The sequence below is a fragment of the Bacillus cereus group sp. MS39 genome (genome assembly GCF_040448665.1).
In the GTDB taxonomy this organism is placed as follows: domain Bacteria; phylum Bacillota; class Bacilli; order Bacillales; family Bacillaceae_G; genus Bacillus_A; species Bacillus_A wiedmannii.
In genome coordinates this window covers 3,152,319-3,178,008 of record NZ_CP123058.1, presented here as the reverse complement: position 1 = coordinate 3,178,008, position 25,690 = coordinate 3,152,319, and the positions used below count along the sequence as shown (strand labels likewise).

Genomic DNA, 25,690 nt, shown 5'->3' with positions numbered 1-25,690 from the left:
GGGATTGGGAGAAATGGTAGTTGGGATCGTACTAGCGGCAGTTGTCATACTACTTTTACTTATTACGGTAGTAAAATGGCATCCATTTGTCGCGTTAATTTTAACAGCAATTGGTGTAGGGCTAGCAATGGGAATGCCATTGATTGGAACTTCACCAAAAGATCCAGGGATTATCGATTCTATTAAACTAGGGCTTGGTAATACGTTAGGGTTTTTAGCGATAGTATTAGCATTAGGAACGATGCTTGGAAAAATGATGGCCGAATCTGGCGGTGCTGAACGAATTGCTAACACATTAATTGATCGTTTTGGGAAGAAACGTGTTCACTGGGCAATGATGTTCGTTGCATTTTTAGTAGGGATTCCAGTGTTTTTCCAAGTTGGATTTGTACTGTTAATTCCATTAGTATTTACAATTGCGGTAGAAACAGGGGTATCACTTATTACAATCGGTATACCACTAGTAGCAGGTTTATCTGTTGTACACGGACTCGTTCCGCCACATCCAGCAGCGATGGCAGCAGTAGGTATTTTTAAAGCAGATGTAGGGAAGACAATTTTATATGCTTTAATCGTCGGACTTCCAACTGCAATCATTTCAGGTCCGCTTTACGGGAAATGGATTGGTGCTCGTATACATAAAGAAGTACCATTAGATATAGCGGAGCAATTTATTGAAAGAGATAAGAAGAAGGAGCTTCCTAGTTTCGGAAATACATTGTTTACAATTTTACTTCCAGTATTTCTAATGCTAGGTGCATCGATTGCGGAAGTCGCGCTAAACAAAACAAGTCAACTTGCACAAGTATTGCACTTTATTGGAGATCCAATCGTTGCATTATTAATTGCAACGATATATTCTTTCTTTAGTCTTGGTTATGCAAAAGGTTTCTCAAAAGATAAAGTATTACAATTTACAAATGATTGCTTAGGGCCTATTGCGAACATACTGTTAGTTATCGGTGCAGGCGGCGCGTTTAATAAAGTATTATTAGATTCTGGAATTGGAACGACAATCGCAGAAATGGCGAAAGAATCTCATATTTCACCGATATTATTAGGTTGGGGAATTGCGGCACTTATCCGAATCGCAACTGGATCGGCAACGGTTTCTATGATGACAGCAGCTGGAATTGTAGCACCGATTGCAGCAAGTACACCAGGTGTAAACGTTGAACTATTAGCACTTGCAACAGGTGCAGGATCATTAATTTTATCACATGTAAATGATTCTGGATTTTGGATGATTAAAGAGTATTTCGGAATGACTGTGAAGGAAACATTATTAACATGGACTGCAATGGAGACAATATTATCTGTTGTAGCACTTGGACTCATTTCGTTATTAAATATATTTGTATAGAATGGGAGATTGATTAATATGAAACTAGGTTTAATTGGATTAGGAAAAATGGGATTCCCATTAGCGGAACATTTATATGAAGACAAACATGAAGTTGTTGTATATGACGTAAATAAAGAGCTTGTTGAAAAGGCTGGGGCTTTAGGAATTACTGCTCGTCATACATTAAAAGAAATGATTGCTGAATTAGAAGCCCCTCGTACAATTTGGGTAATGGTACCTGCGGGAGAAGTTGTTGAGTCAGTATTAAAAGATGTATATCCATTATTAGAAGAAGGCGATATCGTTATTGAAGGCGGAAATTCATTCTATAAAGATACGTTACGCCGTGCTGAAGAAGCGAAAAGCTTTGGTTTACATTACGTTGATATCGGTACATCAGGTGGTGTAGAAGGAGCTAGATACGGCGCTTGCTTAATGGTTGGTGGAGAAAAAGAAATTTATGATCAATTAGAACCTTTATTTAAAGATTTAGCAGTAGAGAATGGGTATTCTTATGCAGGCCGCGTCGGAAGTGGTCATTTCTTAAAGATGGTTCATAACGGTATTGAATACGGAATGATGCAGGCAATTGCTGAAGGATTTGAAGTGTTAGATAAAAGTGATTTTGATTTCAATTATGAAGATGTTGCAAAAGTATGGGCAAACGGATCGGTTATCCGTGGTTGGTTAATGGACTTAACTGAAAAGGCATTTGCAGATGATCCAAAACTAGATGGTATTAAAGGTGTGATGAACTCTTCAGGAGAAGGGAAATGGACTGTGGAAACAGCACTTGAACTTCAAGCGGCAGCACCAGTAATCGCAATGTCATTATTTATGCGCTACCGTTCTCAAGAAGATGATACATTCCACGGAAAAGTAGTTTCAGCTCTTCGTAATCAGTTCGGTGGACATGAAGTTGTGAAAAAATAGGAAATGATTTTCGAAAAGAAACTTGTGCAAAGGCGCAAGTTTCTTTTTTATAGTGTAAGACATCTCTACTTTAAAAACACCGTCAATCACTGTTTATTTGTACTGATTGTATCAAATATATAGTGAAGCATGAAAGATGTCCTAACATAAAAGTAAGAATAAATAAAATGAAGTTTTCATAAATAGTAAAAGGATGATTATGTCATCAATGTAGCTATGAAATGGTGTTACATATGAAAAGAGCGTGTTAATAAAATATGAGGTGGTTAAATGGGAAATGAGCAAGTGAAGAATGCAGGGGAAGAAAAAAAGTTATGTCTTTGTATGATTGTTAAAAACGAGTCTAGAATTATGGAAAGATGTTTAAATGCTACAAAATCAATTGTAGATTTTGTTTCTATTTGTGATACGGGATCAACAGATCATACACCTGAAATTATTGAAAATTGGTGTAAAGAAAATGAAATCCCTGGAACAGTTCATCATGAACCATTTAAAAACTTTGGTTATAACAGAAGTTTAGCAGTGTCATTGGCACAAAAAACATATCCAGAAGCAGATTATTTATTAATATTAGATGCGGATATGATATTAGAAGTTGATCCTGATTTTGATAAGACTAGTTTAACGGAAGACCATTATCTTACATTGCAATATGATATTCATATTAAGTATTGGCTTACACGCCTTCTTAAAGCTTCTTTACCATGGAAATCTGTTGGTGTTACTCATGAGTATTGGGATATAGATCGTTCCAAAGTTGGTGCGGATTACAATACGAGGGTAGCTAGGTTAGAGACGCTTGTCGTTAACGATCCAGGAGATGGTGGGAGTAAAGCTGATAAATTTGAGAGAGATGAGAGGTTGTTGTTACAAGGATTAAATGATCCAGAAACAACGCCAGATTTGCATATAAGATATTTATTTTATTTAGCCCAAACTTATTTTCATTTAAGTCAATTTGAAGATTCGATTAAATGGTATAAAAAACGGGTGGAAGCAGGTGGATGGGTTGAAGAGGTGTTCTATTCGTTATTGCGAATAGGATTTTGTTATGAACAATTAGCAAACCGTTCAGCAAATAAACAATATGAAGTAACAGAAGCTGATGAAATAGAAAATGCAAAGAATCAAGAAGAGCAAAATACAGCATTAGCTATTCTTTATTTTCAAAGAGCGTGGGAATATAGACCAACTCGGGCTGAACCATTATACCAACTTGCAAGAATGTATCGATTAAAATCTCAAAATAATATTGCTTTGATGTATGCCCTGCAAGGGAAGGAAATTCCTTTTCCGAAAAATGATCTTCTATTTGTAGATTATCATGTGTATGATTACTTATTTGACTATGAGATTTCTATAAGTGCTTTTTATATACCGCATAAAAAACATTTAGGTGCAGTATCACAAAAATATTTGGAATCGAAAAAAGAAGAGTTACCGTTGCATATAGCAAATATGGTAGAAAGTAATGCGAAATTTTATTAAATACATTTTCGGTTAAAGGAGTAGTGGAGTAATCATGGAATTAATACGATGGGCGCTAGAATTAGGGGAATCTGTGCATGGAAATACGTATGAAGAATTGATGCCACTACTAGATTATTATTATGATCGCGATCATTTAAAAGCGTATTGTATCGCAAATCTTCTTATAGACATGGACGTAGCAGAAGAGCATCGGGAAAAAATCGAATTAAGAAGGTGCATTGCTGCTTATTATGCTGGAATGTATAAAGTAGCAAAAAAACATGCAAATGAGCTTTTACTGAAATATCCGGATGTGGATTTATATAAAAATAATTTAAGACTAATGGAAGCATATTTGAATAAAGAATATGATTATTGTCTTTTTATATGCCCAAAGACGTATGGTAGTTTTATAGATGTCGCGCGAGCTTTGAAATGGCGATTGGAGCAAGAGGGAAATACAGCAATTATATCAGAAACAATACTAGAAAATGTGAAAAATACAATTGTGTTTGGAGCACATACGTATGCGCATAACCCGAATCTACTACCGAAAAATGCAATTATTTATAATTTAGAACAGCTATATGAAGGAAGCCCTTATGCACATCCATTTTATTTAATATTATTAAAAGATAAGGAGATTTGGGATTATAGTAAACAAAATATAGAATGGTTAAAACAAAAAGGGATAGGAAAAGAAATAAAACATGTAGGAATGAACTATGCTCCAACTTTGGAAATAAAAAAAGATGCATTTGATGATGAGATCACTGAAGACATTGATATACTGTTTATAGGTGCTCTTAATTCGAGGCGGCAAGCTATTTTAGATCAATTAAAAGCAGTTGCTCCAAATTTAAATATAGTTTTTAAAAATAATGCGTGGGGAATTGCTAGAAATGAATTGATTGCTAGGTCTAAAATTATATTAAATATTCATTTTTACTTGTCAGGTATTCTTGAAACACCTCGGGTATCTTATGCAGTGGCAAATAAAAAGTTTATTATTTCGGAAAATAGTAATCCAGAGGACGAGATGGAGTGGCCAGGAATTGTGTTTATTTCGTACGAAAAAATAATAGAAAATATTTTGAAATATATATCTTTACCAGAAGAACGTAATAAATTAGCAGAACAAGCGTATACCCATTTTGAAGCGAATGGAAGCAGAGGTATACTGAGTCATAATGGTGGAGAATCGTAATTGTGAAGAACTCATACTTGCGTATGAGTTCTTTTTTTTGCCTATCATACTATTTTATCAAGCTAGTTCCCTCTTTATATTGTGTTTTGTATAGAAATTTCTGATAATATATAAGTATAACTTGAAAACAAAGGGGAGAAATAATTATGAAACTAGTCGTTATTAATGGTACACCAAGAAAATTCGGTAGAACGCGTGTGGTGGCAAAATATATTGCCGATCAATTTGAAGGGGAGCTATACGATTTAGCAGCAGAGGAACTGCCTTTATATAATGGGGAAGAATCACAACGTGAATTAGAAGCGGTAAAAAAATTAAAGGCGTTAGTGAAAACTGCAGACGGTGTAGTACTATGTACACCTGAATATCATAATGCAATGAGTGGTGCGTTGAAAAATTCGTTAGATTACTTAAGTAGTAGTGAATTTGTTCATAAACCTGTCGCATTACTTGCAGTTGCAGGAGGCGGTAAAGGTGGAATTAACGCATTAAACAGTATGCGTACTGTTGCTAGAGGGGTATACGCAAATGCCATCCCAAAACAAGTTGTGCTTGATGGACTTCATGTACAAGACGGTGAACTGGGAGAAGATGCAAAACCATTAATTCATGATTTAGTTAAAGAATTAAAAGCATATATGAGCGTATATAAAGAGGTGAAAAAACAACTAGGAGTGGAGTGATAAATCAATCGTATAAAAAGTACTTCTGCCTTCCTATCTTTTTCTATATAATAAAAAGAAAGGGAGTGCAAACTTATTTATGAACAAATGGATCTTGCTTATAATCTTATTATTACCACCACTATACATTCTTTATATGACGTTTCGAATGAAAAATGTTGCTCGTGAAAAATTGAGTAATCACTCTCCGTACGTTCTTATATTAGGCGCAAAGTTATTTGGAGATAGACCGTCTTTATCACTTCAAAACCGTTTGGATGTAGCGTTGGAATATTTATATTCCCACCCTGAAGCGAAAGTAATTGTTTCAGGTGGTCAAGGGGAAGATGAAGATATACCGGAAGCTCATAGTATGAGAAACTATTTAATGGTACATGGTATAGATGAGAGTCGTATTTTAATAGAAGATCAATCTACAAATACGTATGAGAATGTCAAGTTTAGTATGGATTTATATGATGTGAAGCATGCGGTAGTTGTAAGTAATACGTATCATTTATATAGAACTAAAATAATTGCAAAGCGTTTAGGCATGAAGATGGAGGCACTAGCTGCTGAAACACCAATGCGTTCTAAGAAAAAAATGTATGTACGTGAATATGCTGCAATAATGAAAACGATATTGTTCGACCGTTAGAGCTCAAATTTGAGCTCTTTTTTAATTATAAAGCGTATCATTTGAAATGAATGCCGTATTCCATCAAAATAAAGGAAACAACATTAAAGGAGTTGTATTTGTGATTCAATTTAATCATGTGTCAAAAGCGTATGAAGATGGCATGAAAGCAGTGGATTCATTGCATTTAGAAATTAAAAAGGGAGAATTTTTTGTTCTCATTGGTCCGAGTGGTTGCGGGAAAACAACGACAATGAAAATGATTAACCGTTTAATTGAAACGACTGAAGGATCTATTTTAATCGATGGAAAAGATATTCAACAATATAATATAAACGAATTACGCTGGGATATAGGCTATGTGTTGCAACAAATTGCTTTGTTCCCGCATATGACAATTGCAGAAAATATTGCAGTGGTTCCTGAAATGAGAAAATGGAGCAAAGAAAAAATAAAAGCTCGTGTCGATGAGTTGCTACAGATGGTCGGGCTAGATCCAGACGTATATCGCGATCGCATGCCTGATGAATTGTCAGGAGGGCAAAAGCAGCGCGTTGGTGTCGTAAGGGCATTAGCCGCAAACCCGAAAATCGTTCTTATGGATGAACCGTTTAGTGCGTTAGATCCATTAAGTAGGGAACAGCTTCAGAAGGATATTGTACAATTGCAAAAGAAGATTCAAAAAACAATTGTATTCGTAACACATGATATGCAAGAAGCATTATCACTTGGAGATCGTATTTGTATTATGAAAGAAGGAAAAGTAGTTCAATTAGATACACCAGAAGGTATTATACATAATCCGAAAAATGAGTTTGTAGAAGAGTTCATTGGAAATCGTGGACAACCTTGGTATGAGGGGAAAAGTATAGAAGATGTATTGCCACTTGATGAAAGTATACGGGTAGAAGGGGATGCATTATCATTGCATTCTTCTTTACAAGAAGCATTAGTTCGTGTACGAGCTGACGAAGTCGTTCCAGTTGAAGAAAATGGTCAATATGTTGGAGTTTTAACAAGTCGTCATATTGTTAATTACATTGTTGAACAAATGAAGGAAAGAGGCTAAACAGTGACTGATTTTATACAAACGTTCCAAGAGCGAAAAATAGAATTACTAACTGCATTAAGTGAGCATTTACAAATATCGCTTATTTCACTATTTTTTGCAGTAATTATTGCGGTGCCACTTGGCATTTTATTAACGAGAAAACAACGAATGGCTGAATTTATAATAGGAACTTCTGCGGTTATGCAGACAGTGCCATCACTTGCATTACTCGGACTTTTAATTCCGTTAGTAGGAATTGGAAAACTCCCAGCCATTATTGCATTAGTTGTGTATGCACTATTACCTATTTTACGAAACACATATACAGGAATAAGGGAGTTAGATGAATCTTTAATCGAAGCAGCGAGAGCTATGGGGATGAATAGCTGGAGAAGACTGTGGAAGGTAGAGCTTCCTCTTGCATTACCAATTATTATGGCCGGTATTCGTACGGCGATGGTATTAATTGTTGGAACAGCTACATTAGCAGCTCTTATAGGTGCTGGTGGGCTCGGAAAACTCATATTACTTGGTATCGATCGAAATGATCATGCGCTTATCATTTTAGGGGCCGTACCAGCCGCGTTACTCGCTTTATTCTTTGATGTAGTACTTCGAGTGCTTGAGAGTCCAAAACGCTCTTCTAAGCGTATTATATTGACGATATGTATTACTTGTATAATGATTGCTTCTCCCTTTCTTTGGAACACACAAAAGAAAGATATTGTTATTGCCGGAAAACTTGGATCAGAACCTGAAATTTTAATTCAAATGTATAAGCAGCTTATTGAACAGGATACCGATTTACACGTAGAATTAAAACCAGGTCTTGGAAAAACAGCATTTGTATTTGAAGCATTGAAATCAGGAGAAGTAGATATATACCCTGAGTTTTCGGGAACGGCTTTATCTACTTTTGTGAAAGAAGAGCCAAAAAGCACAAATCGGGATGAAGTATATGAGCAGGCTCGCATTGGAATGGAAAAGAAATATAATATGGTTATGTTGAAGCCGATGGAGTATAACAATACATATGCACTAGCTATGCCGAAAAAAATAGCAGATCAAAATAATATAAATACAATTTCTGATTTAGGAAAAATGGCACAGGATGCTAAAGTAGGATTCACATTAGAATTTGCTGATCGTGAAGACGGTTATAAAGGAATGCAAAAATTATATAACTATAAGTTTTTAAATGTGAAAACGATGGAACCGAAACTACGTTATAGTGCAATTCAATCAGGGGATGTTAACGTAATCGATGCATATTCAACTGATAGTGAACTTGAGCAGTATGGACTGAAAGTGCTAAAAGATGATAAAGGGTTATTCCCACCGTACCAAGGTGCACCATTATTAAGAAAAGAGACGTTACAGAAATATCCTGAACTTGAAAAAGTATTAAATACATTATCTGGGAAGATTACAGATGAAGAAATGCGAAAAATGAATTATGAAGTAAATGTGAATGGAAAAAGTAGTGAAGAAGTAGCGAAACAATTTTTACAAAAAGAGAATTTACTTCGTTAATTTTACAAGAAATATACAAATTTATATGTATGAAATGACCGTTCATTACAAAATGAACGGTTTTTTTGTGCATACTTATACATTTTTTCAAAAAAGTATTCCATTTTTCTTCATTTTCTTTTAGAATAAGTAATGTTTTCCTGAAAAAATATAAGAGAAACGTCTATTAGAGAAAAAGGTGACTTTAATAGTTGAACGAACATAACACCTAGAATGACAGATGGGGTGGTACAAATAGAAAAGAAGTTAGGTTTTTTTCCATTAATTGCATTAGTAGTCGGAACGATGGTTGGTGGCGGTGTTTTTAGTTTACCGCATGATTTAGCAGTAGGAGCAAATAGCGGCTCTATAATAATTGGTTGGTGTATTACAGCGATGGGAATGATTCCACTCGCGCTCGTATATCAAACGTTAGCAAGACAAAAACCGGAGCTTGAGGGCGGAATTTATAGTTATGCACGTGCTGGTTTCGGAGAGTATATCGGATTTAACAGTGCTTGGGGATATTGGCTAGCAGGAATTTTAGGAAACGTTGCAACAATCATGTTACTGTTTAGTACATTAGGTTATTTCTTCCCCATTTTTAAAGGTGGAAATAATGTTGCGTCTATCGTTGGTGCATCACTTTTATTATGGACGCTTCATTTTCTAATTTTATTTGGAATTCGCGAAGCATCTATTATGAATGTTATTGCAACGATAGGGAAATTAGTTCCAATCGTATTATTTATTGTTGTAATGGTAACAGCGTTTCGCTGGGATACATTTACACATGATTTTTGGGGAGAAGGAACTATATCAGTTTCCTCTATACTTGGTCAGGTGAAAAATACAATGCTTGTAACTCTTTGGGTTTTCATTGGGGTTGAAGGAGCGGTTGTATTATCTGGTAGAGCGAAAAATAGCCGAGATGTTGGTAAAGCGACAGTACTTGGACTTATTTTAGTAATGTCTATTTATATTTTAATTTCTGTCTTGTCTATGGGAGCGATGACAAGAGGAGAGCTTTCCGTGTTAGAAACCCCGTCAATGGGACATGTATTAGAACATGTTGTTGGGACATGGGGCGCCGTTGCGATTAACATCGGGTTAGTTGCTTCACTTGTAGGTACATTAATAGGCTGGTTTTTACTTGTTTCTGAAATTTCCCACGTAGCAGGAAAAGATGGCGTGTTTCCGAAAGTGTTTACGAAAACAAATAAAAAACAAACGCCACATATGGCATTATGGATCTCAAATGGCGTTGCCCAAATTATATTTATAATCGTTCTGTTTTCAGAATCAACATATCAAATTATGTATTTTATTGCTTCAACATCAATTTTAGTACCATATTTATTATCAGCGTTATTCCAATTTAAATTAGTTATTACAAACGAACTAAAAGATGCAAAAGTAAAAAACGGTTCGTTAGCTTTAATTGCTTCTACTTATTCTGTATGGCTTCTATATGCAGCAGGTTTGAAAAATTTATTACTTGTTTCAATCGTGTATGGAATTGGGATTATTGTTTACATGTATGCAAGAAAAGAAAAAGGAAATCGTTGTTTTAAAGGTATTGAGAGATATGTAATGTGGGCAATTGTTATCGCAGCTATCACATCACTTTATATGTTATTAACTGGAAATATAAAAATGTAAAAGTCCTTTTAAATAAAGGGCTTTTTTCTTTGTCTAGAGAATATTTAATACATAAGATATTCAGGAGGGATGAAAATGGAAGAAAAAGAACAGTTAACCAGAATTGTTGATTTAGCGAGTGAAGTAAGGAAAGTATTAGTGCAAGAATCCTTTTTTAATCATCATCCTGAACTACGAGGAGTGATTGAAAATTTAGCGAGTGCTGTAGAGAATTTGGCGGAATTACAGCAAAATACAGATGAAAACGCTGAAGATCGATTACGATATGTACTTGCTAAAATGAAAATTGCTCATAATGCCATTTTACAAGAGAAAAAAACATTTCCATCTCATTAATATACGTTTTAATTTTGAACCTGGCGGATAACGTCAGGTTTTTTGTTTCTAGTTTTTCGTTTCTTTCATACACTAAGAATAGTATGAAAAAAAGAAGGTGACGAAGGTGAGATTACATAAAGCTCTTCAGCCAAGTTTTATAAAAAGAATGTACTATATGAGGTTTATCGGAAAGTTTACAAAAGCAGAGAGAGAGAAGAATGGAGAGAACTTCTTTGTACAATGCCTATCGCCAATACCATTCACGTTACAAGAGCAATTGAAAAATGAACCATACGTATTTGAAGGTTTATGTAGCAATAAAAAGAATGAAAAAGTCTTTTCGGAATTAAAGAAAAGAAAATTAGAAAAGCAATTGGTTATGTTTCGTCTCTATTATGAAAGAGGACATATATACGTGGAGTTAATTTGTGCAGAAGAACCACGAGAAATGGCCAATGGCTATAAAATGATTCCAGTACCTAAAGTTTCCGAATATAAAAAAGGAGAGTCTTTAGAAAGAAAACTTGGAAATGGCTATTTGTCATTTCTAATGCCAAAATATCCGAAAGACTTTGAGCCTCCCGAATTATTGTGGCACGATGGAAGGTTATATGGAAATATATCTTTAAAGTCATCATCAATTAGTTCAATCGCATATTTTGAACAGCAGCGGGAATGTAAGTATATAGACTTAAATGACTGGATGAAGTATGTGGAAATAGCGGTAGAAGATCAATTGTATTTTGTAAGCAATCACATGTATGAGCAATTAAAAAAACGAATGACTGAAGAAGGTAAGCATGTAGAAGTAGAGGAAATAAAAGTGCACAAGGATGAATGGGAATGGGATGAGCGTGAATCCGTCTTTTTACAGTATGTAAAAAGTTTTGTACGTAACAAAGGGCTATATTTGGATGAAACGGACATTTATAATTTCCATATAAGTGCGAAAACAAATATGTTGACGATTCTAGGTGGTATACCAGGCGCTGGGAAATCTCGATTTGTGCAAGCTTATGCAGAAGCACTTGGATTACAGTATGGGGAAGAATTGGTTTGGATTCCGATTTCACCATCGTATCAAGAACCACATGATTTACTTGGTTACCTTCACCCAAATGGTACTTTTATTGAAAGTGAAACAAAATTAGTTAGGGCGTTAATGAAGGCAAAAGAAAATCAAAATCAACTATATATAATCGTTTTTGATGAAATGAATATGTCACATATTGAGCATTGGTTTACTCCATTTCTATCTGTTCTTCAACTTGAAAAGCAAAACCGTATTCTAAATTTGTATGAAGGTGTACAAGAAAAAGAAAATCCAATTCCATCAACAATTGAAATTGGTGAAAATATTATATTTGTAGGTACAGTAAATTTTGATGAAACAACGAAAGAACTCTCAGATCGATTATTAGATCGGACGAATTTAATAACGTTACAAAAGATTCCGTTTTGTGAGATGTGTATGGAACAAGAGAAAATTGTATTACAACCACCTCTGAAAGTAACTGCAGGAGAATTTCGTATAAGCTGGGTCAGGAATAAAGCGATGATTGAGGTGTTTTCTGAAGAAGAGTTAGAACTATTAGATAAGTTACATGTTGTATTGTCATCACATGATATGTCAAAGGGAATTTCATTTCGATGTGCAAACGCAATCGCTACTTACTTGCAAAATATACCGTTCCAAAATAATCATTCCTATATGATCAGTAGAGAAGAGGGATTTGATTTACAAATCAAGCAACGTGTATTGACGAAAATAAGAGGTACTGAAATGATGGTTGGGTCTTTACTTTCTGAAGACGTAAAAAGGGGGGCGACATTACTACCTCTTTTGCAATCGCCACTTGCAAACAGAGTATCTACATTTGAACACTCTTTAGCATATATAAGAGAAAAGCGTAGAGAACTGGAGCTGTATGGCTATGCAAAATGAAGGGCGATATGAAACAGAAATCGTTGATACGAAAGAAACACTCCCTTTTGTATTAAAGTTAATCATTGGAACTGAGGCAAAGGGGGAATATATTTTATTAAATCGTCTTTGTACATCTACTACAGCATTAGTTCAATGTATTTATAAAGTACAAGAATTAAAACCAATTAGATTGCATTACCATTATGAAAGTCCAATGAATATTACTTTTATATGGAATAAAGTATATGAGGGACAGAAAAATATAAAAGAATCAAAATATGAAATAAATGAAAAAAAACAAAAAGTATTAATATATGAACATGGAAAAACGGAATTCTTTTATCCGTGGCGTTGTGGATTATATCATTTTGAAGTGAATATAGAAAATAGAACGTATTATGGCGCATTTCAAATCGTTCCCAAAAATTTTTTTGATGATCAATTTGAAATGATTCAAAACTATGTAAAGTCAATTTTGAATGAGTTGATTTTAGATAGAGGTTATTATAAAAAGACTTTCTCTGCACTTAGTGATATTGAAGATTCTTCTTATTTAGTGTTACTTAGAAAGTTGCCGCAAAAAATGAAAAAGATAAAGCAAATTTTTAAGAAAATAGAATCGAGTTCAAAATTTATACATGAATATAAATGGGAAGAAAAAGAGCGGAAAGCAACGAGAAAAGGAGCCATAGTGACGGAAAGAAAACCGTATGCAAAATATTATAATCGTAAGTTTATAGAACAAAAAAATAGTAAGGAAAATGCATTTCTTAAATTTAAAGCGATGCAATTTTATTTCTATTTACTTGAAGCTGAAAGTTTTTTGAGCCAAACAATTGAAATATTAGAAAGAGCAAAAAGAAAGAAATCAGAAGAATTTCAAGCTGTAAAAACGATTATACAAACAATTGAGCGTAATGGATCAGTGACCGATAGAGAGAAACAAAAGTATAAAAATATTCATTTACTAAAAGAGGCGGATTTGCGAAAAAGCTCTATGAAGATACAAGAATATAAAATATTAGCGCACTTTGTACATGAAAGTGTACAATACTTTCAAACTTTAATGCATTCTCCATTTTGGAGAGAAGTTTCCGAAACAGGTAACATGTACTCACATAATTTACCGATACCACATCAACAACTACTGCAGCATTTAGATGTACTTCCACAATATACAGAACAATCTCCATCTTTATTATTTGTTTATAAACCAACATTTTTAGTGTATGAATATTACGCTTTTTTTATCGTTATTTCCATGTTAGAGCAAATTGGTTTTGAGGCTAGAAATTCCATTCGTGAACAAATTCAAGAACATTTTTATGTAGATGGATTACAGGATGGAACGACAGTAGTTTTACACCGAGATGATATTAGAGTACATGTCGCATTTAATGATTTAATTGAAACTCATCCCCTTATTGCATTAAGTAAAGGGAGTAATTTTTATAATGGAGAAGATACGAAGAAGCCAGACATTCGCTTAGACTGTTATGTAAAGGAAGAAGGGAAATACGTATATCAATCTTCTATTATTATTGAAGTGAAGTATAGCCCAATGTACAACATTTTTCAGCACGTTGGAAATACGAAGGCAACTGAGCAAATGTATAAGTACTGGTCTATAAAATATGTAGAAGAACAGGATGGAAAGAGAGTCTATTATCGAAGGGCCATTTATGAAGTTATTTGTGTATATCCAGGAAGTCATATGCATAGTAAAAAAATTGAGTCTGGATGTGGTGTGTTTTTGCAATTATATCCATATAAAACGAAACAAGGGGAAGAGAAATTAGCCGGAAAACATGGAATGGTACAAATTTTTGAGAAGTGGTTAAAAAGCATGAAGAAGTAAAAAAATCCTTTTTTATAAAGGATTTTTTTAGATTAAGAAGAAATATATGCTGTATGGAAGACAACTTTATACGATTTGAATTTGAAAGTAATATAAGTATGTTGTTAGAAGAACGGTACATGAGGGATAAAAGACGATTAAGATGGAATTTAATTCGTTTTACAGAATATAATAAGTCATAAATATTTTTAGTTGCATACGAAGATTTGTTCTTATATGATAGATAGTGAAAGCGTTATCAAAAACAGAGCGGCGATGGGAAAGGCGGGTAAATATGTTCCAGCGTGTTCAAACAAAAGAAGAACATTTTTGGTTCGAGCAACTATGGGGAGATTTTTGTGAAGAAAGAAACTTAATGTTCGTAGAACGTAATTTAAATCCATCACGATTTTTATTAATAGAAGATGAACATCATATTGGTACAGTAGAATGTATTAAGTATACGGAACCAGAGCAATCGAATTCTGAGTTTTTCTATCCGTTTTCTAAAAATGATTTAGTGAAAGATTTGAAAAATGTGTATGAAATAGGCAAGTTGAGTATTGCGAAAACGTCTCGTGGGAGAGGACACTTCAAAAGACTAACAGCTATTTTATTTATGCATGCATTAGAAACGAAAGCGGAATGGTATATTGCAGCAGTGACAAAAAGAATGTATATGTATTTATTAACACTCGGTTTCCCAATTGAACCGGTAGATAAGCCATTTCAGTTTCATGATACTTTACAAGGTGTACCAGTGCGAATTCATGCCCGAAAAGGGGCTACGCATTTGTATTCTTTAAAAGAATTTCGAGATGTGATTCAAGGGAATGCTCATGCACAGGCATTAATCGCAGAATACAGTAAAAATATTATGTTAACAAAATAAAGCGAAATGAATATATATAATAAAGAGAATGCTATTTTAATATGAAGTCATTCTTCATGAAAAAAGACCCTTATTATTTTAATAAGGGTCTAAAAATTATAATCCAAATATACTAAAAATCATTTTGCGGCGCTTCGGCTTCTTTTCTCGTTCATATGTTGGTTTTGAATCGGGAGTAATATATATTGGTTCTTCTTTCTTCAGGGAAGCTTCTAGCTTTTGAATTCGCTCTAACATTTCCTCCATTTCACGGCGATGTTGTAAAAGTTGGTACGTAACAACATCATTTGCCTTATCTTGCATTTGTTCTTCCATTCGATCTAGCCTTCTCGTAATAGTGTTTAATTGAGCTGCTAATTGCTCAAATTCATGTGATGATTTGTCTTGAACAATTGTATTTACTTGAGTTTTTAATTCTTCAACATCATTTGATGATGTTTTTTGAGTAGGGTGAGAGTTTTGAGACTGCTCTATTTGTGAAAGATGGAATTCTAACATTTGATCTAAATCTTCTTGTGTGAAAATAAAGTGACCATATTTATTTTTTTCTATCGTAAGATTTAATTGTTGTGCAATCCGGACAACAGCCTTTGGGCTAACACCTAATTTTTTTGCGATAAATGGTGTTTTATATTCCAAAATAATCCCTCCTATATATATCCTGTTGAATGATTTCGATCTATGAAGGAAGTTCCCTTCTAGTGTGACAAAAGAAGTGTGGAATCGGCAAAGAAAGTGTTTTTTCACGAAATGAAGCTGTGAAGAATATATCGTTTATATAAAATGTTTTATCTTAAGATTTAGAACTATTTGACTAAGGGAAATGAATTAGATTATCATAATGATAAATATCTTTTTTATGTATGCATATAATATATAAAAAGGTGGTTGCTAATGTAGAATTTTTTTAGAGTATTAGAATGCTTACTTCACTTGAATAAAATTAAGTAGGAGGTGGCTTCCTTGCTTACAATGTAAGTAAGGAGAAGTATTTGGACATATATAGTATAAGTATAGTGATTGTTTTAATTGCCTTAACGGCATTTTTCGTCGCAGCAGAATTTGCAATTGTTAAAGTGCGAAGTTCACGAATTGACTATTTAATTGCAGAAGGAAATAATCGCGCAACATCTGTCAAAACAGTCATTACAAACTTAGACGAATATTTATCTGCTTGTCAGCTAGGAATAACAGTTACAGCTCTGGGGATTGGGTGGTTTGGTAAACCGGCGTTAAAGCAAATGTTTGACACGCTTTTTGTAAATTTGAACATTTCTACTCAACTAGCAGACATTTTTGCTGTAATTTTAGTGTTTTTGTTTATTACATTTTTACATGTTGTAATAGGGGAATTGGCCCCAAAAACATTCGCGATTCAAAAAGCTGAACAAGTGAGTTTGTTTGTTGCTAAACCGTTAATTTTCTTTTATCGTATGGCGTTTCCATTTATTTGGATCCTAAATGGATCAGCCCGAATTATTACGAAGTTGTTAGGGCTGAAACCACCGAAAGGGCACGATGAGGTTCATTCAGAAGAAGAATTACGGTTGTTAGTTTCAGAAAGTTACAAAAATGGAGAGATTAATCAATCTGAATATAAATATGTAAATAAAATTTTTGAATTTGATGATCGTATAGCGAAAGAAATAATGGTACCCCGAACTGAGATGCATATTATAAGTAAAGAAATGCCTGCTGAAGAAGCCTTGCAAAAAATGTCTCGGGAAAAATATACGAGATATCCAGTTGTAGATGGGGACAAAGATCACGTAATAGGCTTTGTAAACTTTAAAGATATTTTCACAGATTTTGTGCAGCATAATGCAGTAAGTAATAAGAAAGTAGAGCAATATATTAGGCCAATCATTTTAGTTATCGACTCTATCCCAATACACGACTTATTTTTAAAAATGCAAAAAGAAAGAACGCATATTGCTATATTGATAGATGAATACGGTGGTACGTCTGGACTTGTTACAGTTGAAGACATTTTAGAAGAAATAGTGGGAGATATTCAAGATGAGTTTGATACGGATGAACAGCCAGAAATTCAACAAGTTAGTGAAACGAAAACAATACTAGAGGGAAAAGTGCTTGTTAGTGAAGTGAATACGTTATTAGGTTTAACAATTGATGATAATGGTGTTGATACAATCGGTGGTTGGATTTTAACGAAGAATATAGAAATTGCTGAAGAGGATTTCATTGAAATTGAAAATTATAAGTTTTGTGTAAAAGAATTAGATGGACACTATATAAAGAGATTAGAAGTTACAAAAACTGTAGAATCAATTGTTATTTTAGAAGATGAAAAACAAATTCCATTTCAAGAACAAATTAGTTCGTAGACTCTGCTATATGGCAGGGTTTTTTTGAGCATAATGTTTTTGGCAGAATAAGGGCTATGATACAATGGCATAAGTCAGACCTTTCACTAGGTGAAATATTGTTGTATACATATATTTGGAAGGGGAAGAGTTATGAAAAAGCATTTATATATAAATGGAGATTGGAAGTCTGTAAACACTTATAAACCATTATACGCACCATATTCTGAAGAAACGTTAGCGGAAATTGCACAAGGAACCGAAGAAGATGTACAAGAGGCTGTTACTGCTGCAAAAAATGCAATGAAAAAAATGAATACATTATCTGCATATGATCGTGCGACTATTTTAGAGAAGGTTGCACAAAAAATGGATGAAAGAAGAGAAGAATTTGCAGAGATTATTGCAAAAGAGGCTGCAAAACCAATTCGTGCTGCGAGGGGAGAAGTAGATCGTACCGTTCAGACATACAAATTTGCAGCGGAAGAAGCGAAGCGTATATACGGCGAGACACTGCCACTTGATGCAGCACCTGGTGCAGATGGGCGTATTGCATACACAATACGAAAACCGATAGGGGTTATAGGAGCTATTACACCATTTAATTTCCCATTAAATTTAGTGGCACATAAAGTCGGCCCTGCAATTGCTGCCGGAAATACAGTTGTGCTAAAACCAGCTGATCAAACGCCATTATCGTCTTACGCATTAGTTGAATTATTTGAAGAGGCAGGATTGCCAAAAGGAGCTTTAAATATTATTTCTGGTCCCGGTTCAACTGTAGGTGAGGCGATAGTTACAAATGATGATGTTGCTTCCATTACTTTTACGGGAAGTCCGAAAGTTGGAATTGGAATTAAGGCAAAGGCTGGGTTAAAGCGAGTTACGTTGGAACTGGGATCAAATGCTGCTGTTATTATTGATGAAGATGTAGAATTAACAGATGAAGTAATTGAACGTGTAAAATGGGGAGCATTTGTAAACAATGGACAAGTTTGTATTTCGGTACAACGTGTTTTTGTACATGAAAAGAGAATGGATGAATTTCTTTCAAAGCTAAAGAAAGCGATGGAAACAGTTGTTGTAGGTGATCCATTGCTGGAAGAAACGGACGTATCGGCTTTAATTTCGAAAAAAGATGTAGAGCGAATAGAAATGTGGGTGCAAGAAGCTATTAAGGAAGGTGCAACTGTTTTATACGGTGGTAAGAAACGTGATGCAAGGATTTTTGAACCAACTGTATTAACAAATGTTCCAGAGTATGTATCTGTTCAGTGCCAAGAAGTATTTGGTCCACTCATGACAGTAAATACATTTAAAGAATTTGATGAGGCAATTGAGCAAGTAAATCATTCACGTTACGGTCTACAAGCAGGTGTGTTTACAAATAATTTGTTTAAAGCAATGCGTGCAATTGATGAGCTAGAGGTTGGTGGTGTCATGATTAATGATATTCCAACGTTTAGGGTAGACCATATGCCTTACGGTGGTGTTAAGGAAAGTGGTACGGGGCGTGAAGGAATTAAATATGCAATAGAAGAAATGACAGAAATGAAATTAGTGTGTATTAAAAAATAAAGTAGATCGAGCTTAAACATCCTAATAAAAAACGAGTAGGAAATGTTTACGATTCCATACTCGTTTTTTTATTGTTTGTTTTACGTTTCTCGGAACGATTTAATTTAACCAAGTGTACCTTTTACTTCATTTCTTGTTTGAAAATAGCATCTTCTACATAAATTTGTTCTTTGTCAACAGCAGTGCTATGAGATAATACTAAACCGATTGGTGTTTCTATGCCTTTATTTTGAACAATTGTAAAAGGAACATTTTTTTCATTTGCTAATTTAATGTATTTTGATAAATGTGGGTAAGCAATGCCACCATTTAGGAATATTTGTAATGATTGAGAAGAGCGCATGCTACTAGCTACTTCAGAATATACATTACTTTGCATTACTTGACCGATAGTTAAAGCGATTTCTACACGCTCACGTAATGTAGTTAAATACATATTACGTTCTTCTGGTTTGTTCTGCTTTTGGCCGTAAATGCCTTCTTGGAGATAATCTTCCACATTTTTATTTACCATATTTTTCACACCTTTCATTTTCTATTGTACGAAAGAATGAAGCAGGATGCAAAAAAAAGTCGCATTGAATGTAAAAAACTTTGAATGAAAGGAAGGGAAATGGAATGTATCAATCTAAACAATTAATAAAGACATTAAAAAATTTTATCAACACATATTAACAAAATGTGACAATAATCTATTAACTAATCGCATTTTTTGTGTTAATATTCAAAATATAAAGGGTGTTCGTCGCATGGAAATGGAGGGAATGGGGGTTTTTCCAATCGATAAGGATATTAAAGAAGTATTTTGTTCGCACTTGAAAAACAACAGGCACCAATTCGTTGAGAACTGGAAAAACAAAATGATAATTTCCGATAAAGATCCATTTAAACTAGAAGCAGTTCAAAATGGAGAGGATTTATTAGAGTTAATTATCGAACTTACTATGGAAGAGAAAGATATAGATTATCTTCAGCCATTATGCGAGAAAATTGCTATTGAACGTGCAGGGGCAGATGCGAATATTGGAGATTTTGTTTATAATGCAAATGTGGGAAGAAATGAACTTTTCGAAGCGATGTGTGAATTAGATGTTAGCGCACGTGAATTGAAACCGATTATGGCCCAAATACATACTTGTTTTGATAAATTAATTTATTATACTGTTTTAAAATACTCGGAAATTATATCAAAAAATTTAGAGGAAAAACAGCAATATATTAACGAAACACATAAAGAAAGGCTGACGATTTTAGGGCAAATGTCAGCAAGTTTTGTACATGAATTCCGTAACCCACTCACTTCAATTATGGGATTTGTTAAATTATTAAAGGCAGACCATCCAAGTTTATCTTATTTAGATATTATTTCTCATGAATTAGACCAATTAAATTTTCGTATTTCGCAATTTTTACTCGTATCGAAAAAAGAAATGTGGAATGAATCAGAACAATTTTGGCTTAATGATTTGTTTCAAGATATTATACAGTTCTTATATCCGAGTTTGGTCAATGCAAATGTTTCGATTGAAAAGAATTTACCGTATCCAATTCCACTTGTTGGCTATCGGAGTGAAGTGAGACAAGTATTTTTAAATATATTAATGAACTCAATTGACGCTCTAGAATCAATGAAAGAAGAACGGAAAATTATCATTGATGTATTTGAAGAAGATCAATCGATTCGAATTGTGATAAAAAATAATGGGCCAATGATTCCAGCTGAAAGTGTAGAAATGATTTTCGAACCATTTGTAACTACTAAAAAGTTAGGAACTGGTATTGGATTATTTGTATGTAAACAAATTGTAGAAAAACATAATGGGTCTATCATGTGCCGTTCAGATAACGAATGGACAGAATTTCAAATTGTATTTCAAAAATAAACAGTCTACACCAAATGAATGGTGTAGACTGTTTTAATTCGTAAGTATAACGGCTTCTAATTTAGGATCTTTAGTTGAATAACCTAAAAGTGAAATTGTATATATGATGTTCGGTTCGACTTTGAAATTCGGTATAGTTAGTAAGACGCTGGGATTATCGGCGAGTGAAACTTCAATATCTGCTGTACCAGGACTAACTTCCAAAAAATCTGTTATTTGTTTAAAGAGTACATTTTCAAATAAATGATCTCCACCTTTTAAATCTACATTTACAACAGGGGTATCTGGAGAAAAATGTGCAAAGCGTATTTTTGCTTGACCAGCTGGTAAATGTGTATTATCAAGCATAGGTTGTAATTGTAGATGATTATCACTATTTATTGCGGAAAAAGTATAAGTGTGATTCCCCATTATTGGTACTAAAGCTGAAAAGATGGGAGTTTCATTTCCAACAGGGACAATATCTATACGGTATTTACCTTGCACTAATGTTAAATAGGGACTAAATTGTTTAAATGAAATATTTTTAATAACCTTTTGCCCGTTTACTAAAATGTCAACCGCAGGTGTATTTGAAGCAGAGTGAAAAAAACGTATGTGTGACGGTAAAGCAGCTTCTTGTGAATCTCTTTTTTCATACGCCTGTACCAGTTTCGTAAGCGCATCGTAATATTTCATATATAGTTCTACATATTTTTTCGGATTTTTAAATTGATAGTAACGAGCGAGCTGTTCGTAACGTGCAGCTTCTTGTCCATATTTTTCGATTTCAGATTGAGACATGAATATTCCTCCTTTGTCATCATTAAAACTATATGCTTAACAAGAAAGAGGTTATGCGAAAAAATTGTTTTTTGAAGGAGAAAAGTTGAAAATTAATAAAGAGTATTGCTTATGGATAAGTGTTTTTTAGGCGAAAGAGCCTTATAATTTTCTAGAGTATACAGCAATATATCATCTATGTTGGATGATGATGTACCGATTACAATGTATATTTCGAAATAAAAAACCTTAAGAGCGTATGAAGTAACATATCGAAAACATGTCCAAAAATCCTTAGGAAACTAGGGATTTTTTTAATAATGGGCAAATACACATACAAAGTGATAATTGTCCTACATAAATTATAAAGGAAAGGTAGTTTAAATATAAGGAAAGGAATAAAATATTGGGATGGGGATATCCAAAAAGGAATTGTGAATGGAGTTATGGAAGGTTTTGTGCTTTACGATGTAGGATGAATCTTGAATTTGTAACATTATTTTTTCTATTTACGTTAGCAAGTGGCAGTATTAACCGATAAAAGAGCGTCGTGCCGAACTGATTAATGTGGTTAATCGGTTCTTTTTTTATTGTATAAAACGGAGGAGAATGTATGTGAAATATAGGTTTCTATAAAAATAATTGCTATGCATTTAGTAGGATTAATTGTCGATATTTGTTTGAAAATATGCAATATAAAGTAGGAGAATAGGAAGGAGTTTAAAGGGAGTTTCGTCGAAGTTTACACAATGTCGGCAATTGAGGGAAGCTGATATTATGTTAAGAAAATATGTAGTGAAGCGTTTATTTTATATAAAGGAGGGTTATTGGAGCGTATAGATAAGGGTTGGTCTTCATTTTAAGTTCTGAATTTTCTGTTTTCGAAATTAATATTTAGCACTCATTTGTATATTTTATAATAGTTTTTTGATAAAATCACTGCTTTCGCAGAGGGTTCTTTTTTATGAAAGAAACGTCAATTTTCTTCATATATATATACAAATTGGAGAAATGGGGGAGCGCTATGCGCGATTACTTAATTAAACCACTTGTTGGTCAGCCGTATCCAATGATTTCACATGGAAAAGGTGTGTATTTGTATGATCAAAACGGAAATAAATATTTTGATGGCTCGTCAGGGGCAATTACGGCAGGTATTGGGCATGGCGTAAAGGAGATTGCAGATGTTATAAAAAAGCAAGCAGAGGAGATTGCTTTCGTTTATAGATCACAGTTCACGAGTGAACCAGCTGAAAAATTAGCGAAGAAATTAAGCGATTTAAGTGTAGGAGATTTGAACTGGAGCTTTTTTGTGAATAGTGGTACGGAAGCAAATGAAACAGCTATGAAAATTGCAATCCAGCATTTTCAAGAGCGAGGTATTCAAGGGAAGCATAAAATTTTGTCACGATGGATGAGTTATCACGGTATTACGATGGGAGCCTTATCAATGTCTGGGCATCCACTGCGCAGACAACGTTTCGTGTCAATTTTAGAAGATTATCCAACTATTCCAGCTCCATATTGTTTTAGATGTCCGGTGCAAAAGGTATATCCAACTTGTCAGCTTGCTTGTGCGACTGAACTAGAAAGATCAATTGAAAGAATTGGTGCAGAACATATCGCAGCTTTTATCGCTGAACCAATTATCGGAGCAGCTGGAGGAGCAGTCGTTCCGCCGAAAGAATATTATAAAGTCATTAAAGATATTTGTAGTCATTACGATATTTTATTTATTGCTGATGAAGTAATGACAGGGCTTGGTCGTACTGGCGCATGGTTTGCGATGGAGCATTGGGGTGTAGAACCGGATATTATGACTCTTGGTAAAGGTTTAGGAGCTGGATATACACCGATGGCAGCGACGATTGTAAGTGACCGTGTTATGGAGCCAATTTTACGTGGATCGCGTTCTGTAATGAGTGGGCATACGTTAAGTGCAAATCCATTATCTGCAGCAACAGCTCTAGCTGTTATTGAATATATGGAGAAACATAATCTACCTGAAAAAACAGCAGAAAAGGGAGAGTATTTAATAAAAGGACTACAGAAAGTTCAGCAACAATCGACAATCATTGCTGATGTGCGCGGAAAAGGGTTGCTGATTGGAGTAGAATTGCAACCGTTTACAAAAGCGTCGGAACTTATTTCGGTTGCAGCTAAAAATGGTCTTCTATTATACCAAGCTGTGTCAGGGCAAGCAGGAAAAGAAGATAGTGCACTGCTTGTAGCACCGCCGATGACAACTACATATTCCGAGTTAGATGAATTACTTTCAATTTTTGCAAAAAGTGTAGAAGAAATGATGCAAAAAGGAGGGCATAGTATCGCATGACAACTATTACGAATACATTCGATAAATTAAAAGAGATAGAGGAAGTAATTTCTTTGTTCCACGATGATATGACATTAATGTTTGGAGGATTTGGGGGGATTGGATCCCCTCCATCTTTAATACAGGCGATTTTAGAAAAAGGAGTTACAAATTTAAATTTAATAGGAAATGACACGGGATTTCCTGATGTAGGAATTGGTCGTCTTGTTACGAATGAAAGAGTAAAATCATTAATTACTTCACATATTGGTTCAAATCCAAATGCAGGAAGACAGCTAAACGAAGGAAGGTTACAAATCGAGTTTTCTCCTCAAGGAACATTAGCAGAGCGTATTCGCGCTGGTGGTGTAGGACTTGGAGGGGTATTAGTTGATGTAGGTGTTGATACGATTGTAGAAGAGGGAAAACGTACAGTTGAAATGAATGGCAAGACATATTTAGTTGAAACAGCATTAACTGCTGAGGTTGCAATTGTATATGCGAAAAAAGCGGATCCGTTTGGTAATCTTGTGTTTGATAAAAGTGCTCGTAATATGAATCCTCACGTAGCTATGGCAGGGGATATAACGATTGTAGAAGCAGAAGAAATCGTTCCACTTGGAAGTTTAGATCCAGAAGAAATTGTTGTCCCAGGAGTATTTGTAAATTATATCGTACCGTCGGAAGGAGTGAATTGGAAATGGGTATGGGCGTAGAAGTGAGAGATAAGATTGCTAGGCGCGCGGCGAAAGAAATACAAAATGGTATGATTGTAAATTTAGGTATTGGTATACCATCGCTTGTACCGAATCATCTTCCTGACGATATAAATGTTATGTTTCATGCGGAAAATGGAATTGTAGGTATGGGACCTACGCCAAGAAAAGGGAATGAAGACGAAAATTTATGTAACGCAGCAGGTTTACCGACTTCTCTTATTACAGGAGCGAGTTATTTTGATAGTTGCACAGCGTTTGGGATGATTCGAAAAGGTTTATTAGACATAACGATTCTTGGTTCATTACAAGTAAGTGAGAATGGTGATTTAGCGAACTGGATTGTACCAGGAAAACGCGTTCCAGGTATTGGGGGAGCGATGGATTTGGCACAAAAAGCGAAGCGGGTCGTTGTTGTGATGAATCATGTCGATAAATACGGAAATGCAAAGATTGTTTCGGAGTGTACATTACCATTAACTTCAAAGAAATGTGTAGATTTAATTATTACGGATATGGCAGTTATGGAAGTGACGCAGGGTGGACTCATTTTACAAGAATTAATGAGTCCATACACAGTGGAAGATATAAAACAACATACAGAAGCTGATTTTAAAATTGGCTCTAACTTACTAGTAATCGAATGAGGGGAGA

22 protein-coding genes are annotated in these 25,690 nt (G+C 34.4%); 19 read left to right on the top strand and 3 right to left on the bottom strand.

All coding sequences use genetic code 11. From position 1 onward, the window contains the following. Positions 1-13: 13 nt before the first annotated feature. The 13 genes from QEP67_RS16635 to QEP67_RS16575 all read left to right on the top strand — a co-directional run bounded on the left by QEP67_RS16635 (position 14) and on the right by QEP67_RS16575 (position 15,456). Entirely contained in the window at positions 14-1,363 is a 1,350-nt protein-coding gene (locus tag QEP67_RS16635; protein WP_000260198.1) for a GntP family permease, read from the top strand. An 18-nt stretch (positions 1,364-1,381) separates the two neighbouring features. After that, on the top strand, positions 1,382-2,278 hold the full coding sequence (gene gnd / locus QEP67_RS16630) for a phosphogluconate dehydrogenase (NAD(+)-dependent, decarboxylating) (RefSeq protein WP_000765992.1): 897 nt from the start codon (positions 1,382-1,384) through the stop codon (positions 2,276-2,278). A 270-nt stretch (positions 2,279-2,548) separates the two neighbouring features. After that, on the top strand, positions 2,549-3,769 hold the full coding sequence (locus QEP67_RS16625; protein WP_048566476.1) for a glycosyltransferase: 1,221 nt from the start codon (positions 2,549-2,551) through the stop codon (positions 3,767-3,769). Positions 3,770-3,803: 34 nt separating this feature from the next. Then, on the top strand, positions 3,804-4,958 hold the full coding sequence (locus QEP67_RS16620; RefSeq protein WP_048566475.1) for a hypothetical protein: 1,155 nt from the start codon (positions 3,804-3,806) through the stop codon (positions 4,956-4,958). Between the two features lie 146 nt (positions 4,959-5,104). After that, positions 5,105-5,641 (top strand): NADPH-dependent FMN reductase, encoded by a 537-nt coding sequence (locus QEP67_RS16615; RefSeq protein WP_000780351.1) that lies wholly within the window; start codon positions 5,105-5,107, stop codon positions 5,639-5,641. A 79-nt stretch (positions 5,642-5,720) separates the two neighbouring features. Continuing rightward, positions 5,721-6,278, top strand: coding sequence for a YdcF family protein (locus QEP67_RS16610; protein ID WP_001045797.1), 558 nt, complete (start codon positions 5,721-5,723; stop codon positions 6,276-6,278). Positions 6,279-6,378: 100 nt separating this feature from the next. Beyond that, complete coding sequence (locus tag QEP67_RS16605) at positions 6,379-7,326, top strand: ABC transporter ATP-binding protein (protein WP_048566474.1); 948 nt, start codon at positions 6,379-6,381, stop codon at positions 7,324-7,326. 3 nt (positions 7,327-7,329) lie between these two features. Beyond that, positions 7,330-8,841, top strand: coding sequence for an ABC transporter permease/substrate-binding protein (locus tag QEP67_RS16600; RefSeq protein WP_000129146.1), 1,512 nt, complete (start codon positions 7,330-7,332; stop codon positions 8,839-8,841). Positions 8,842-9,054: 213 nt separating this feature from the next. Continuing rightward, the gene (locus tag QEP67_RS16595; RefSeq protein WP_000129474.1) at positions 9,055-10,482 is read left to right on the top strand and encodes a basic amino acid/polyamine antiporter; all 1,428 of its coding nucleotides are present in this window, start codon (positions 9,055-9,057) and stop codon (positions 10,480-10,482) included. A gap of 75 nt (positions 10,483-10,557) precedes the next feature. Continuing rightward, a complete protein-coding gene (locus QEP67_RS16590) occupies positions 10,558-10,818 on the top strand; it encodes a hypothetical protein (protein ID WP_000391453.1) in 261 nt (86 codons plus the stop codon). 106 nt (positions 10,819-10,924) lie between these two features. Beyond that, positions 10,925-12,745, top strand: coding sequence for an AAA family ATPase (locus QEP67_RS16585; protein WP_001236571.1), 1,821 nt, complete (start codon positions 10,925-10,927; stop codon positions 12,743-12,745). After that, the gene (locus QEP67_RS16580) at positions 12,735-14,585 is read left to right on the top strand and encodes a hypothetical protein (protein WP_064460260.1); all 1,851 of its coding nucleotides are present in this window, start codon (positions 12,735-12,737) and stop codon (positions 14,583-14,585) included. The genes QEP67_RS16585 and QEP67_RS16580 overlap by 11 nt, the downstream gene beginning before the upstream one ends. A gap of 274 nt (positions 14,586-14,859) precedes the next feature. Next, a complete protein-coding gene (locus QEP67_RS16575) occupies positions 14,860-15,456 on the top strand; it encodes a hypothetical protein (protein ID WP_000487799.1) in 597 nt (198 codons plus the stop codon). Between the two features lie 96 nt (positions 15,457-15,552). Here the strand turns inward: QEP67_RS16575 and racA are convergent, their stop codons facing one another. After that, positions 15,553-16,095, bottom strand: coding sequence for a chromosome-anchoring protein RacA (racA, locus tag QEP67_RS16570; protein WP_000456016.1), 543 nt, complete (start codon positions 16,093-16,095; stop codon positions 15,553-15,555). A gap of 353 nt (positions 16,096-16,448) precedes the next feature. On the opposite strand from racA, the gene QEP67_RS16565 reads away from it, so the two are divergent. Together QEP67_RS16565 and QEP67_RS16560 are read left to right on the top strand one after the other, a co-directional pair. Beyond that, positions 16,449-17,804: a hemolysin family protein gene (locus QEP67_RS16565; RefSeq protein ID WP_002108356.1), complete on the top strand. Its 1,356-nt coding sequence runs from the start codon at positions 16,449-16,451 to the stop codon at positions 17,802-17,804. Between the two features lie 132 nt (positions 17,805-17,936). Further along, on the top strand, positions 17,937-19,361 hold the full coding sequence (locus QEP67_RS16560; protein ID WP_000716467.1) for an aldehyde dehydrogenase family protein: 1,425 nt from the start codon (positions 17,937-17,939) through the stop codon (positions 19,359-19,361). A gap of 121 nt (positions 19,362-19,482) precedes the next feature. Here the strand turns inward: QEP67_RS16560 and QEP67_RS16555 are convergent, their stop codons facing one another. Further along, on the bottom strand, positions 19,483-19,875 hold the full coding sequence (locus tag QEP67_RS16555) for a YueI family protein (RefSeq protein WP_000247570.1): 393 nt from the start codon (positions 19,873-19,875) through the stop codon (positions 19,483-19,485). Between the two features lie 235 nt (positions 19,876-20,110). Here QEP67_RS16555 and QEP67_RS16550 point away from each other — a divergent pair, with 235 nt between their 5' ends. Beyond that, positions 20,111-21,244, top strand: coding sequence for a BA2291 family sporulation histidine kinase (locus QEP67_RS16550; RefSeq protein ID WP_000425100.1), 1,134 nt, complete (start codon positions 20,111-20,113; stop codon positions 21,242-21,244). A 33-nt stretch (positions 21,245-21,277) separates the two neighbouring features. Here the strand turns inward: QEP67_RS16550 and QEP67_RS16545 are convergent, their stop codons facing one another. Continuing rightward, entirely contained in the window at positions 21,278-22,027 is a 750-nt protein-coding gene (locus QEP67_RS16545; RefSeq protein ID WP_000083267.1) for a DUF4397 domain-containing protein, read from the bottom strand. Positions 22,028-23,030: 1,003 nt separating this feature from the next. Between QEP67_RS16545 and QEP67_RS16540 the strand changes: the two genes are divergently transcribed. Genes QEP67_RS16540 through QEP67_RS16530 form a run of 3 tightly spaced genes read left to right on the top strand, consistent with a single transcriptional unit; the run spans position 23,031 to position 25,683 of the window. Next, positions 23,031-24,341: an aspartate aminotransferase family protein gene (locus tag QEP67_RS16540; protein ID WP_001205889.1), complete on the top strand. Its 1,311-nt coding sequence runs from the start codon at positions 23,031-23,033 to the stop codon at positions 24,339-24,341. Further along, a complete protein-coding gene (atoD, locus tag QEP67_RS16535; RefSeq protein WP_000208097.1) occupies positions 24,338-25,036 on the top strand; it encodes an acetate CoA-transferase subunit alpha in 699 nt (232 codons plus the stop codon). The genes QEP67_RS16540 and atoD overlap by 4 nt, the downstream gene beginning before the upstream one ends. Then, positions 25,021-25,683, top strand: coding sequence for a CoA transferase subunit B (locus QEP67_RS16530; protein ID WP_000525266.1), 663 nt, complete (start codon positions 25,021-25,023; stop codon positions 25,681-25,683). The genes atoD and QEP67_RS16530 overlap by 16 nt, the downstream gene beginning before the upstream one ends. Positions 25,684-25,690 lie beyond the last annotated feature (7 nt).

Bases quoted from the DNA above. Each gene is read 5' to 3' on its own strand.
- QEP67_RS16530 (WP_000525266.1), top strand. From the start codon at position 25,021: ATGGGTATGGGCGTAGAAGTGAGAGATAAGATTGCTAGGCGCGCGGCG.
- QEP67_RS16580 (WP_064460260.1), top strand. From the start codon at position 12,735: ATGCAAAATGAAGGGCGATATGAAACAGAAATCGTTGATACGAAAGAA.
- QEP67_RS16560 (WP_000716467.1), top strand. From the start codon at position 17,937: ATGAAAAAGCATTTATATATAAATGGAGATTGGAAGTCTGTAAACACT.
- QEP67_RS16615 (WP_000780351.1), top strand. From the start codon at position 5,105: ATGAAACTAGTCGTTATTAATGGTACACCAAGAAAATTCGGTAGAACG.
- gnd (WP_000765992.1), top strand. From the start codon at position 1,382: ATGAAACTAGGTTTAATTGGATTAGGAAAAATGGGATTCCCATTAGCG.
- QEP67_RS16540 (WP_001205889.1), top strand. From the start codon at position 23,031: ATGCGCGATTACTTAATTAAACCACTTGTTGGTCAGCCGTATCCAATG.
- QEP67_RS16590 (WP_000391453.1), top strand. From the start codon at position 10,558: ATGGAAGAAAAAGAACAGTTAACCAGAATTGTTGATTTAGCGAGTGAA.
- atoD (WP_000208097.1), top strand. From the start codon at position 24,338: ATGACAACTATTACGAATACATTCGATAAATTAAAAGAGATAGAGGAA.
- QEP67_RS16625 (WP_048566476.1), top strand. From the start codon at position 2,549: ATGGGAAATGAGCAAGTGAAGAATGCAGGGGAAGAAAAAAAGTTATGT.
- QEP67_RS16575 (WP_000487799.1), top strand. From the start codon at position 14,860: ATGTTCCAGCGTGTTCAAACAAAAGAAGAACATTTTTGGTTCGAGCAA.
- QEP67_RS16555 (WP_000247570.1), bottom strand. From the start codon at position 19,875: ATGGTAAATAAAAATGTGGAAGATTATCTCCAAGAAGGCATTTACGGC.
- QEP67_RS16610 (WP_001045797.1), top strand. From the start codon at position 5,721: ATGAACAAATGGATCTTGCTTATAATCTTATTATTACCACCACTATAC.
- QEP67_RS16550 (WP_000425100.1), top strand. From the start codon at position 20,111: ATGGAAATGGAGGGAATGGGGGTTTTTCCAATCGATAAGGATATTAAA.
- QEP67_RS16595 (WP_000129474.1), top strand. From the start codon at position 9,055: ATGACAGATGGGGTGGTACAAATAGAAAAGAAGTTAGGTTTTTTTCCA.
- QEP67_RS16620 (WP_048566475.1), top strand. From the start codon at position 3,804: ATGGAATTAATACGATGGGCGCTAGAATTAGGGGAATCTGTGCATGGA.
- QEP67_RS16545 (WP_000083267.1), bottom strand. From the start codon at position 22,027: ATGTCTCAATCTGAAATCGAAAAATATGGACAAGAAGCTGCACGTTAC.
- QEP67_RS16635 (WP_000260198.1), top strand. From the start codon at position 14: ATGGTAGTTGGGATCGTACTAGCGGCAGTTGTCATACTACTTTTACTT.